This window comes from Paenibacillus sp. P22 (assembly GCF_000469945.2).
Classification (GTDB): domain Bacteria; phylum Bacillota; class Bacilli; order Paenibacillales; family Paenibacillaceae; genus Paenibacillus_O; species Paenibacillus_O humicus.
Genome location: NZ_CBRA020000182.1, coordinates 1 through 12,728 on the forward strand (window position 1 = coordinate 1; position 12,728 = coordinate 12,728).

General features: G+C 62.7%; 9 protein-coding genes. All 9 read right to left on the reverse strand.

Translation table 11 applies throughout. From position 1 onward, the window contains the following. Window positions 1–692, reverse strand: a 692-nt coding sequence (locus BN871_RS21420) for a glycosyltransferase family 4 protein (RefSeq protein ID WP_048748700.1), incomplete at its 3' end; no start/stop codon positions are given. Window positions 693–1,326: 634 nt separating this feature from the next. Then, window positions 1,327–2,601 (reverse strand): phosphoribosylamine--glycine ligase, encoded by a 1,275-nt coding sequence (purD, locus tag BN871_RS21430; RefSeq protein ID WP_048748702.1) that lies wholly within the window; start codon window positions 2,599–2,601, stop codon window positions 1,327–1,329. Window positions 2,602–2,808: 207 nt separating this feature from the next. Next, window positions 2,809–4,356, reverse strand: a complete 1,548-nt coding sequence (gene purH, locus BN871_RS21435; RefSeq protein ID WP_048748703.1) for a bifunctional phosphoribosylaminoimidazolecarboxamide formyltransferase/IMP cyclohydrolase — start codon at window positions 4,354–4,356, stop codon at window positions 2,809–2,811. 124 nt (window positions 4,357–4,480) lie between these two features. After that, on the reverse strand, window positions 4,481–5,128 hold the full coding sequence (gene purN, locus BN871_RS21440; protein ID WP_048748704.1) for a phosphoribosylglycinamide formyltransferase: 648 nt from the start codon (window positions 5,126–5,128) through the stop codon (window positions 4,481–4,483). After that, window positions 5,128–6,171, reverse strand: coding sequence for a phosphoribosylformylglycinamidine cyclo-ligase (purM, locus tag BN871_RS21445; protein WP_048748705.1), 1,044 nt, complete (start codon window positions 6,169–6,171; stop codon window positions 5,128–5,130). Before purM ends, purN begins: the two co-directional genes overlap by 1 nt. Before the next feature lie 1,064 nt (window positions 6,172–7,235). Further along, on the reverse strand, window positions 7,236–8,756 hold the full coding sequence (purF, locus tag BN871_RS21450; RefSeq protein WP_083436577.1) for an amidophosphoribosyltransferase: 1,521 nt from the start codon (window positions 8,754–8,756) through the stop codon (window positions 7,236–7,238). Window positions 8,757–8,998: 242 nt separating this feature from the next. Next, on the reverse strand, window positions 8,999–11,242 hold the full coding sequence (purL, locus tag BN871_RS21455; RefSeq protein ID WP_021881545.1) for a phosphoribosylformylglycinamidine synthase subunit PurL: 2,244 nt from the start codon (window positions 11,240–11,242) through the stop codon (window positions 8,999–9,001). After that, on the reverse strand, window positions 11,220–11,915 hold the full coding sequence (gene purQ / locus BN871_RS21460; protein WP_048748706.1) for a phosphoribosylformylglycinamidine synthase subunit PurQ: 696 nt from the start codon (window positions 11,913–11,915) through the stop codon (window positions 11,220–11,222). Before purQ ends, purL begins: the two co-directional genes overlap by 23 nt. Window positions 11,916–11,919: 4 nt before the next feature. Next, window positions 11,920–12,165: a phosphoribosylformylglycinamidine synthase subunit PurS gene (purS, locus tag BN871_RS21465; protein WP_174806393.1), complete on the reverse strand. Its 246-nt coding sequence runs from the start codon at window positions 12,163–12,165 to the stop codon at window positions 11,920–11,922. Window positions 12,166–12,728: the final 563 nt, after the last annotated feature.

Sequence of the window (12,728 nt, forward strand, 5' to 3'; positions counted from 1 at the left end):
GACGCCGAGCATGAAGCGAGGTAGGTCGCGCCCGCATCTCCCATGAACACCTTGGCCGGTGGACGGTTGAAGACGAGATAGCCGGCCGAGATGCCGACGGTGATGACGGCCATCATGGCGGAGCCCTGCTGGCTCATGACGAGCGCGACGACGAGCAGCGTGCCCGCCGAGATCGCGGACAGTCCGCCGGCGAGGCCGTCCATGCCGTCCGAGAAGTTGATGACCGTGGTCACGCCGAATATCCAGAGAACCGTGAATAGGAACGAGAGCCACTCCGGCAGCGAGACGTAGGAGCCGGTAAACGGATTTTCGAAGCCCGCGAATACGATGCCCGAAGCGTAGACGAGCACGGCTGCGGACAGCTGGACCGCCATCTTGGGCAGCGCAGGGAACTCTTTGCCATGCGTCTTGTACCAATCGTCCACGAGGCCGATCAGCAGGATGAGCAGCCCTCCCCCGAGAATGGCAAGCGACTGCGTCCACGTATCGCGGACAAAAATCAAGTAGACGGCGGTGAACCCGGCGAAGATGGCAATTCCGGCCGTCAGCGGAATCGGCTCCCGATGTATTTTGCGCTCGCTGTCCGCGCGAGGCTTATCCACGAAGCCGATTCTCAGGGCGGCTCTGCGCAGCGGCGGAATCAAGGCGACGACAATAATGAACGATAGCAGAAAAGCGATCACGTACTTCATAACCCACTCCCTTCCAAGTTTGTCCATTCGATTTTATCTGGGTAAAAATGGCACTGTCAACGACAACATCTCCCAGCAGCTCTTCTTAAGGGACCTGCTTCGACAACCTTCGGGACAGGCAGAGGAAACGGCGCTCCCGGCTGGAGCGGACAAGAAGGGGCTGCTGGGCTTGCCGAGGCTGACGCCACGAAAGAGAATCTTTCCGCAAACAGGCTCATTGCCCACTGTAACCGACGTGCATGAACGCCCGATGAACGTCAAATGAACGCTTCCTGAACCTTTCTGCTTGCCGGGCCGGACGCGGGTATGTCGGAGGCAGCCTGGCCGCATTGCAGACGGAAGATCGGACTTGCAAACGCTATGTTGGACCTGCAGAAGGACGATCGGACTTGCAAACACGCTATGCCGGACTTGCAGACGGACGATCGGACTTGCAAACACGCTATGCCGGACTTGCAGACGGACGATCGGACTTGCAAAGCAAAGCCATGCACAAAAAAGCTCCTCCCTCCCGGACGGTCCGGAATAAGAAAGGAGCTTTCACGGGCTTGCTTTTCTGCGGCATCCTTGCTTTCCTCGGCAGCCTTGCTTTTCCGCAGCGTCTTGCTTTTGCTGAGGGAGCCGCAGCTTCAGCCTATTTGCCGGCTTGCAGCGCCTTCATCGCGATGTCGGAGCGGAGCTGCATGCCCTCGAAGGAAACGGCAGCTGCCGCCTCGTAGGCTCGGGAGCGGGCTTCCGCGATATCGCGGCCGCGGCCGACGATGCCGAGCACACGGCCGCCGCTCGTGACGGTCTCGCCGTCCTGCAGCGCCGTACCGGCGTGGAAGACGAGCGCGCCGGCGGCTTTGGCTTCCTCGAGGCCGGAGATGGCGCGGCCCTTCGGATACGTGCCGGGATAACCCTCCGATGCGGCAATGACGCATACGGCCGCCTCGTCGCTCCATGAAATCTCGATCTGGTCCAGAGTGCCGTCCATGGCGGCGAGCACGATGTCGAGCAGATCCGTCTGCAGCCTGGGCAGCACGACCTGGGTTTCGGGATCGCCCATGCGCGCGTTGAACTCGACCGTCTTCACTCCCTCGGGCGTCAGCATAAGACCGGCGAACAGGACGCCGCGGAACGGGCGGCCTTCGCTGACCATCGCCCGGGCCGTCGGCTCGATGATCGTGCGGAGAGCCTCCTCGACAAGAGCCGGATCCACATGCGGCAGCGGTGAATAAGTGCCCATCCCGCCCGTATTGGGACCGAGATCGCCGTCAAAGACCGGCTTGTGGTCCTGAGCCGGCACCATCGCGCGCACCGTTTCGCCATCCACGAAGGCAAGGATGCTCATCTCCTGTCCGGTCATGAACTCCTCGATGACGACCTGGCTGCCGGAGGCGCCGAACACGCCGCCCAGCATCATGCCCCGGAGCGCTTCCTCCGCTTCCTCCAGCGTCGAGGCCACGGTCACGCCCTTGCCCGCGGCGAGGCCGTCCGCCTTCACGACAACCGGAAGCGGCTGCTGCCTCAAGTAGGCGAGAGCCTGCTCGAAGTCCGTGAAGCATTCATACCGGGCGGTCGGAATGTTGTATTTGCGCAGCAGATTTTTCATGAAAATTTTGCTGCCTTCGATTTCAGCCGCTTTTTTATCCGGACCGAACGCCGGAATGCCCGCCGCCTCGAATACGTCTACGATGCCGGCCGCAAGCGGATCGTCGGGACCGACGAACACCAGGTCGACGGCCGCCTCCTTGGCGAAGTCCGCAAGCTCCGCAAACTTGTCGACCGCGATCGGCACGCACTCGGCGACTTCCGCAATGCCCGCGTTGCCCGGAGCGCAGTACAGCTTTTCCACTTTGGCGCTCTTCGCGAGCGACCAAGCGATGGCATGCTCGCGGCCGCCGCCGCCGATGATCAGAATGCGCATATTCATGCCCCCTGTAGATGAAATAGAGTTTATCCTACTGCATGAAGCCTCCGCCTCCCCGTTGCCCAAGCCGGAGGCCTCCTCGCGAAAAGGCGAGCTTATAAAACGAGAGGCGCCCTCAAGCGCCTCTCGCTGTCATTCATTCCGGCAGCACCTGGCGCCAGCCAGGGCCGGGGGCCGATGGAGGCTTTTCTCCTGAAGCTCTCCTCAGTGCTTGAAATGGCGAACGCCGGTAAACACCATCGCGATGCCGTGCTCGTTGGCCGCCTTGATGGACTCTTCGTCCTTGATGGAGCCGCCAGGCTGGATGATCGCCGTAATGCCGGCCGCAGCGGCCAGCTCGACGGTGTCGCCCATCGGGAAGAACGCGTCGGAGGCAAGCACCGCCCCCTTCGCCTGTTCGCCCGCTTGCTCCACGGCGATGCGCGCCGCGCCGACGCGGTTCATCTGGCCGGCGCCGACGCCGACCGTCATGTCGTCCTTCGCCAGCAGAATCGCGTTGGACTTCACATGCTTGACGACCTTCCAGCCGAAGAGCAGCTGCTTCAGCTCTTCCTCGGTCGGCCGGCGCTCGGTCACGATCTTGAGATCGGCCTCCCCGATGCTGTGCACGTCGCTTTCCTGCACGACCATGCCGCCGGCGACGCTCGTGACGACCCAATCGCTCTTGCGCTGCGACGCCGCCGGAAGCTCGCCGGTTTTCAGCAGGCGGATGTTTTTCTTGCGGGAGAGAATTTCCAGCGCTTCCGGCGTGAAGTCCGGCGCCAGGATGATCTCCAGGAAGATTTCCGACAGCAGCGCCGCCGTATCGGCGCCGATCGTCCGGTTCGCTGCGACGATGCCGCCGAAGATCGAGGTCGGGTCGGCCGCGTAGGCTTTTTGATACGCCTGATGGATATCGCGGCCGACGCCGACTCCGCAAGGATTCATATGCTTGATCGCCACGACCGCCGGCTCGTCGAATTCCTTGACGATGGCGAGCGCCGCGTTCGCGTCGTTGATGTTGTTGTAGCTGAGCTCCTTGCCGTGGATCTGCTCGGCCGTCGTGACGTTGCCTTCCTCGGCCAAAGGCTTCCGGTAGAAGGCCGCGCGCTGATGCGGATTTTCGCCGTAGCGCAGATCCTGCACCTTCTCGTAGGTGACCGTGTAGCGCTCCGGCAGCGGCTCGCCGCCGAGCTTGGAGAGGTAATCGCCGATCAGGGCGTCGTAGGCGCCGGTATGGCGGAACACCTTGGCCGCGAGGCGCTTGCGCGTCTCCAGCTTCGTGTCGCCTTCCGCCTTGATTTCCTCCAGCACGGAAGCGTAATCGGCGGCATCGACGACGACGGTGACGAAGGCATGGTTTTTGGCCGCGGAGCGGAGCATCGTCGGACCGCCGATGTCGATGTTCTCGATCGCATCCTCATAGGTGACATCCGGCTTCGCGATCGTAGCGGCGAACGGATACAGGTTCACGACGACGAGATCGATATAGTCCAGCCCGAGCTCCTGGATCGCCTTGCGGTGCTCCTCATTGTCGCGCACGGCAAGCAGGCCGCTGTGAACGGCGGGATGGAGCGTCTTGACGCGTCCGTCCATGATTTCCGGGAAGCCCGTCACGTCGGAGATGCCGATGACCGGGACGCCTTCCTTCTCGAGGAGGCCGTGGGTGCCCCCTGTGGAAATGATCTGTACGCCCCGAGCCGCAAGCTCGCGGGCAAATTCGACGATGCCGGTCTTGTCCGATACGCTGATTAACGCCCTGCGGATAGCCAATTTGTCCCCTCCTGATCGGTTGTATGAATAGGTGAAAAAGATGAATGCGAATGATTGCGCGGGAAAATCCCGTTCGATGCGGGTCAAGGATGAGATTGACATCCAGAAGGATAGGCGGGATGGATTATTTATCTTCCGAATCGTTCTCCGGCATGATGCTGTCCGGGAGCCGGACCCGGCGGCCCTCCAGCGCGATGAGGCCTGCGGCGAACTGCCTCACGACCCAAGGGTAGAGGACGTTTTCCGCCGCATGCATGCGCTCCGCGAGGGAAGCCTCCGTCTCGTCCTCGCCGATCTCGATCGCGCGCTGGGCGATGATCGGACCGCTGTCGAGGCCTCCGTCGACGAAATGCACGGTCACTCCGGTAATCTTGGAGCCATGCTCCAGCGCCTGGCGGATCGCATGCATGCCCGGAAATGCCGGAAGCAGCGAAGGATGGATATTGATCATCTTTCCTTCGAACGCTTCGACCAGGACAGGCGTCAATATGCGCATATAGCCCGCCAGCACGACGAGGCCGATGCCCCTCCCGCGCAGCTCGGCCAAAATCTCGCGCTCGTACTCTTCCCGGGAGGAATAGTCCTTGGGGTTGAACGTCCAGGCATCGATGCCTGCCGCCTGCGCCTTGGCGACGACGGGAGCCGCCGGCCGGTCGCACACGAGCAGCTCCACCGACGCGCCGGCCAGACGGCCGGCGGATGCGGCCGCGGCCAGCGCCGCGAAGTTGGTGCCTTCGCCGGATGCGAATACCGCTATGCGCAGTGGCGCCATCAGACGTCGGCTCCGCGGAACGCGACGATGCGGCTGCCCTCCGTGACCGTGCCGATGCGGAATGCCTGCTCGCCCAGCTCATTCGCCGCGGCAACGGCCGCCTCCGCCTGATCGGCAGGCACGACAACGACGAGGCCGATGCCCATATTGAACGTCGTGAACATATCGCGATGCGTGATGGCGCCTTTTTGCTGCATGAGCGAGAAAATCGGCTGGATCGGCCAGCTGCCGTACTGTATCTCCACGTTCACGCCTTCCGGCAGCACGCGCGGGATGTTCTCGATGAAGCCGCCGCCGGTAATATGGGCCATGCCCTTCACCTCGACGCGCTTGATCAGCTCCAGCGCGGACTTGACGTAGATCTTCGTCGGCTCGATCAGGACGTCGCCCAGCTTCTTGCCGCCGAGCTCCTGGAGCTCGTCCTGCAGGCCGTAGCCCGCCTGCTCCAGCAGCAGCCGGCGCACGAGCGAGTATCCGTTGCTGTGGATGCCGCTCGAGGCCAGGCCGATGACAGCGTCTCCCGGCGCGATCGACGTGCCGTCGATGATCTTCTTGCGGTCGACGACGCCGACGGTGAAGCCGCCGATATCGTATTCCTCCGGGGTGTACATGCCCGGCATCTCGGCCGTCTCGCCCCCGATCAGGGCGCAGCCTGCCTGCACGCAGCCTTCGGCGATGCCGGCGACGATCGCCTCGATCTTGGACGGCTCCACCTTGCCCGTCGCCAGGTAATCGAGGAAGAACAGCGGCTCGGCGCCCTGCACGATGATGTCGTTGACGCACATGGCGACGGCGTCGATGCCGATCGTGTCATGCTTGTCCATGGCAAAAGCGAGCATCAGCTTCGTGCCGACGCCGTCGGTGCCGGAGACGAGCACCGGCTCCTCGTACTTGTCCTTGTCGAGGCCGAACATGCCTCCGAAGCCGCCCAGGCCGCCCAGCACCTCGGGGCGGAGCGTTCTTTTCACATGCTTCTTCATCCGTTCGACCGCTTCGTTGCCCGCCGCGATGTCGACTCCGGCCTGCTTGTATGCCTCTGCCACTGAACGTTCACTCCTTTGGTATGAAAAACATGGACTGGCTGAAAGTTCAAATGCTGGCTCCGCCTAATGCAAGTTCAAATGCTGGCTCCGCCCAACCGCTCGATCCTCCGATCGCCGTTGAAGCCGGCTGGCCTGGATGTACGATTGCAAGGAAGCCATCCGTCTTCAAATGCGAACGCTGAAGCTTCTCCGGATTCGAGCGGTCAGGCTGCGCCGGCCTTGAATGCCAACGCCGCCTCGTTGGAAGAGCCATAGCTCGCCAACGAGCGGCGATGCCGTCGTCACCACGCTTATTTAGGGATGATTCCGCCCTCGCGCATTCGCGCTCGAGGGCGGCAAGTCCGACTTGCAGGCCCTGCGCTGGCGGGCCTGGAAGGCCGGGCGGATGAAACCGCCGGCAAGAGCATGCCTGTGCGGCGGAGCGCCGCTCCAGGCACACAATCGATGCCGCTCGCCATTTGCACAGGCGAGCGGCTGCTCCAGACAGCCGCGGCTGATCCTTGGCACATCTGGCTGCTTAGCCAGCCGGCTGCCGGGCAGCTCGAAGCCTGTCTCAGCGGCGCCGCTGAAGCCGCCAGTTCTGGAACTCGCGAGATGTCGAGCGGCGCTGCCATTGCCGCCAGTTCTGGACTCGCGCGATATAGAGCGGCGCGAAGCCTTTGAGGCGGCACTGCAGCGGCTCCCTCGGCGAAGCTGCCGAGATGCAGATTGGAGCGTTTGCTTTTGGCTGCGCCAGCGAGCTGCGAGGCCGGGCTCCCCCCTCCCCTTTCCTCGGCTGGAGGGAAGGGGAGCTAGGCTGGGCGGTCAGGCTGGGGGAAGCGGAGAAGGCGGATGGATTCCGGAGAAGCGTCCGCGTTCGCCTTTGAAGCCGGATTCCTACCTTGACTAAACTTCAATCGAGGAATCCGGGTTCAACAGCGATCGGAGGAACCGTCCGCTTTCGCAGCGGCGGCTCTCCCACCGCCACCCAACGTTCTCTGTCCGCCAGCTCCAACAGCGATCGGAGGAACCGTCCGCTTTCGCAGCGGCAACTCTCCCATCCATCTCTAAAGCCCATGCCCATCCTAGCAGCTGCAGCTCTTGTCCGAGCTCTCGTCGATTGGAGTCGGGTACTCGTTGGTGAAGCAGGCGAGGCACAGCCCGCCGCCCTTGGAGTCGCCCGGCACGGAAGCCGCCTCGATCAAGCCTTCGGCGCTGAGGAAATACAGCGAATCGGCGTTGATCGCCTGGCGGATCTCCTCCACCGTCTTGGACGAGGCGATCAGCTCGCGCCGGTCCGGCGTGTCGATGCCGTAATAGCAAGGGTTGGCGAACGGCGGAGAGCTGATCCGCACATGCACTTCCTTGGCGCCGGCCTCGCGGAGCATGTTGACGATCCGCAGGGAAGTCGTGCCGCGGACGATGGAGTCGTCGATCATGACGACGCGCTTGCCCTCGACGATTTTGCGGACGGCGGACAGCTTCATCTTGACGCCCTTCTCGCGCAGCTCCTGGGACGGCTGGATGAACGTGCGGCCGGTGTATTTATTTTTGATGAGGCCCATCTCATACGGAATGCCCGTCTGCTCCGCGTAGCCGATGGCGGCGGAAATGCTGGAGTCCGGCACGCCCGTGACGATGTCGGCGTCGATGAACGACTCCACCGCGAGGCGGCGGCCCATCTGCTTGCGGGCGGTATGGATGTTGACCTCGTTGATGTCGCTGTCGGGGCGCGCAAAGTAGATGTACTCCATCGCGCAGGATGCCCGGCGCTGCTCCTGCTCGAAGCGGTCGGTACGCATACCGTCCTTGTCGAGGATCAGCAGCTCTCCCGGCTGGACGTCGCGGACGTACGTCGCGCCGATCGTCTCGAAAGCGCAGGTTTCCGAGGCGAAGACATAACCTTCGCCGAGGCGGCCCATGACAAGCGGACGAAGCCCGTTGGGATCCGAGGCGACGAGCAGCAGGTCGTTGGTCATGATCAGGAAGGCGAAGCCGCCGATGATCCGCTGAAGCGCATCCTTGGCCGCTTCGACGAAGTCCTTGGGCGAGCGCGCGATAAGATGCGCGATGACCTCGGTATCGCTGGTCGTCTGGAAGATCGAGCCCTGCGCCTCCAGCTCGCGGCGGATCGACGGCGCGTTGACGATGTTGCCGTTGGTCGCTACGGCGAGGTCCCCGCCGCGGTATTTGAATACGAGCGGCTGGGCGTTGCCGAGCTGGCTGCCCCCGGAGGTGGAATAACGGACATGGCCGATCGCCCGGTCGCCCGGCAGCGAGGCCAGAATGTCCGTCGTGAACACTTCCTTCACAAGACCCATTCCGCGGTGGTAAGCGAAGCTGCCGTCCCGGCTGTCCACGGTGCAGACGCCCGAGCTTTCCTCGCCGCGATGCTGCAGCGCGTGCAGGCCGTAGTAGGCCAGGGACGAAGCATTGGGAGTGTTGAATACTCCGAACACGCCGCATTCTTCCTTCAGCTTGTCGAAAATGTCGTCGCGGCCGATGCCCGCATTGTAATGGGTGTTTTCCCATGTGCGGGTGACGGCTTGGAGTTCCTCGGATTCGGTATCGGAATCGGCAAGGCCGCTTGCGGCTTCGGAATCCATGCGAGGCTCAGGCCGGAAATCGGCGGCGCGGCCGACTCCGGAAGCGGCGATTGAATGCGGCCGAGATCCGGCATAACCCGAACCGTCGCCGCCAACGCTCGAAGGCGCGCCGCTCGAAGGCAGACGGCCTGCAAGCGGCAGCTCCGGCGCCGTACCTGTCAGCGCGATGCCGTCGGAATCCAGCTCGGGAACGGCGGATAAGCCGCCCTCTCCCCAGCGGGAGCCGAGCTGGACCGCTATGCTTACTTCATCAGACATGGAATCGCATCCTTCCAGACTTTCCGGAGACCGCTGACCGAAGCCTGGACGCCCGGCTTGCCGTTCACCTTGATGAGAAGTTCCTCTCCGCCGACGGTGCCGATCTCCGCATGGGGAACGCCGCGCTCCGCGAGCAGCGCCAGCAGAGCAGCCTTGTTGTCCTGCGAGGCGCTCAGCAGGATGCGCGACTGCGATTCGCTGAACAGCGCGTGGTCCGGACGAAGGTCCGTCGCCACGTTCACTTCGGCGCCGAGGCCGCGGCCAAAAGCGGATTCCGCCAGAGCGACAGCCAGGCCGCCCTCCGACAGGTCATGCGCCGAGGCGACGAGACCGCCGCGGATGGCTGTCAGCACGGCGTCGAGCAGCTTTTTCTCCACGGCGAGATCGAGGCCCGGAGGACGTCCTTCCGCTTTGCCTTCCAGCACGTACTGCAGCTCGCTGCCGCCAAGCTCGGCTTTCGTATCCCCGAGCAGGATGACCGCGTCGCCGGCGTTCTTGAATTCCTGCGTCGTAATGTGGCTGAGGTCTTCCACGAGTCCGACCATGCCGATGACCGGCGTCGGATAGATGGCGCCCTTGGCGTTCTCGTTGTACAGGCTGACGTTGCCGCCGATGACCGGCGTCTCCAGCACGCGGCAGGCTTCGCTCATGCCGTCCGCGGATTTCTCCAGCTGCCAGAACACTTCCGGCTTCTCCGGGTTGCCGAAGTTCAGGTTGTCCGTAATCGCCAGCGGCTCGGCGCCGGAGCAGACGATGTTGCGCGCCGCTTCGGCGACCGCGATCGCCCCGCCGACCTCGGGATCGAGGTAGACGTAGCGGCCGTTGCAGTCGGTCGTCATCGCCAGCGCCTTGCGCGTGCCGGGAATCGTCACGACCGCGGCGTCGGAGCCCGGCGGTACCGCCGTGCTGGTGCGGACCATATGGTCGTACTGCTTGTACACCCATTCCTTGCTGGCAACCGTCGGGGAGGCGAGAACCTTTTCCAGGGCAGCATTGAGGTCGGCGACTTCGCCATAGGCAGCCGTGTCCACGCCCCCGTTCGCCGCATAATAAGCCGGCTCCTTGGATGGCTTGTCATACACTGGGCATTCGTCGACAAGCGCGGTAACCGGCATGTCGGCGACTTCCTCGCCCTGATGGAACAGCCTCAGGCGGCCGTCGTCGGTCACCTTGCCGACCTTGGCGCAGATGACGCCCCAGCGGTCAAAGATCTCGCGCGCCTGAGCTTCGTTCTCCGGCGTGACGACAAACAGCATGCGCTCCTGCGACTCCGACAGCATCATCTCGTAAGGCGTCATGCCTTCCTCGCGCTGCGGCACCTCGTCGAGGTACAGCTCGAGGCCGTTGCCGGCCTTGGACGCCATCTCGGCGCTGGAGCAGGTGAGGCCGGCCGCGCCCATGTCCTGAATGCCGAGCACGATGCCGGAATTGATCAGCTCAAGCGTCGCTTCCATGACGAGCTTCTCCATGAACGGATCGCCGACCTGGACGGCGGTGCGCTTCTCTTCGGATTCTTCCGACAATTCGACGGAAGCGAAGGTCGCGCCGTGAATGCCGTCGCGGCCCGTGGCGGGACCGACGTAGAACACCGGATTGCCGACGCCCTTGGCGACGCCGCGCTGGATTTTATCATGGTCGATGAGGCCGACGCACATCGCGTTGACGAGCGGATTGCCCTCGTAGCTCTCGTCGAACATCACCTCGCCCGCGACGGTCGGGATGCCGATGCAGTTGCCGTAGCCGGCGATGCCGCTGACGACATGCTCGAACAGATACTTCACGCGGTCATTTTCCAGCTTGCCGAAGCGGAGGCTGTTCAGCAGCGCCACCGGGCGCGCGCCCATGGAGAAGATGTCGCGGATGATGCCGCCGACGCCGGTCGCGGCGCCCTGGTAAGGCTCGACTGCGGACGGATGGTTATGCGACTCGATTTTGAACACGACCGCCTGGTTGTCCCCGATATCCACGATGCCCGCGCCTTCACCCGGACCCATGAGCACCTTCGGTCCCGTGACCGGGAATTTCTTCAGGATCGGCTTGGAATTCTTGTAGGAGCAGTGCTCCGACCACATGACGCTGAACACGCCGATCTCGGTGTAGTTCGGCAGGCGGCCCATGAAACCGCAGATAAGCTCATACTCATGATCGGTTACGCCGAACTGCTGATAGATCTTCTGCTCGGCAATCTGCTCCGCCGTCGGTTCCTTAGCTGTTAACTGCTGCGTCATGCTGTTCCCTCCATGCGTTCAAAATCGATGTGAACATCCGCTTGCCGTCCTCGGAGCCGAGAATCTGATCTACCGCGCGCTCCGGATGGGGCATCATGCCGACGACGTTGCCGCGCTTGTTGGAGACGCCGGCGATGTCGTAGACGGAGCCGTTCGGATTGCCGCCGTTCGCGTAGCGGAAGACGATCTGGTTGTTCGCCCGGAGGCTCTCAAGCGTCTCGTCGTCGCAGTAGTAGTTGCCTTCGCCATGGGCGATCGGGATGGAAATGACCTCGCCCGGCGCGTATTGGTTTGTGAAAGGAGTCGCCGCGTTGACGACCTCCAGAGGCGACTGGTGGCAAAGGAATTTCAGATCCCGGTTGCGCAGCAGCGCTCCCGGCAGCAGTCCCGCCTCGGTCAGAATCTGGAAGCCGTTGCAGATGCCGAGCACGTATTTGCCCGCTTCGGCCGCCTTGACGACCTCGTTCATAACCGGCGCAAAACGAGCGATCGCGCCGCAGCGCAGGTAATCCCCGTAAGAGAAGCCGCCCGGCACGAGAATCGCGTCGTACGCCGAAAGGTCGGTTGCCGTGTGCCAGACATAATCGACGGACTGCCCGATCGTTTCTTCAACGGCCTTGTAGCAGTCGATGTCGCAGTTGGAGCCCGGAAAAACGATGACCGCAAACTTCATCGGCTCAGCCCTCCAGCTCGAAGCGGTAGTCTTCGACGACAGTGTTCGCCAGCAGCTTCTCGCACATGGCGCGCACGCGCTGCTCCGCTTCGGCGCGGTCTTCGGTATCCAGTGTCAGCTCCAGGTATTTGCCGATGCGCACTTTGTCCACTTCCGCAAAGCCCATGCTGTGAAGCGCTCCCTGCACGGCCGTTCCCTGCGGGTCCAGCACGTTCTGCTTGATCGTCACGTATACCGTTGCTTTCATTATGGCAACTCCTCTTATGGGGGAATGTGATGGGGATGATGTTGAAAAAGTCCGTAGCGCGCTGTGCTGTCTGAAGATTCAGCCGGCAGTTCACCAATTATGCGTCCGAAACCCGCTGTGCGCAGGAGTTCGGACGGGATCGTCCTGGCGGCCGAATAAGACGATTTTTTCGGCTTATTCGGCGCCGGTTTCGTCCTGGCGGCCGAATAAGACGATTTTTTCGGCTTATTCGGCGCCGGTTTCGTCCTGGCGGCCGAATAAGACGATTTTTTCGGCTTATTCGGCGCCGGAATCGTCCTGGCGGCCGAATAAGACGATTTTTTCGGCTTATTCGGCGCCGGTTTCGTCCTGGCGGCCTAATAAGACGATTTTTTCGGCTTATTCGGCGCCGGAATCGTCCTGACGGCCGAATAAGACGATTTTTTCGGCTTATTCGGCGCCGGTTTCGTCCTAGCGGCCGAATAAGACGATTTTTTCGGCTTATTCGGCGCCGGTTTCGTCCTAGCGGCCGAATAAGACGATTTTTTCGGCTTATTCGGCGCCGGTTTCGTCCTGGMGGCCGAATA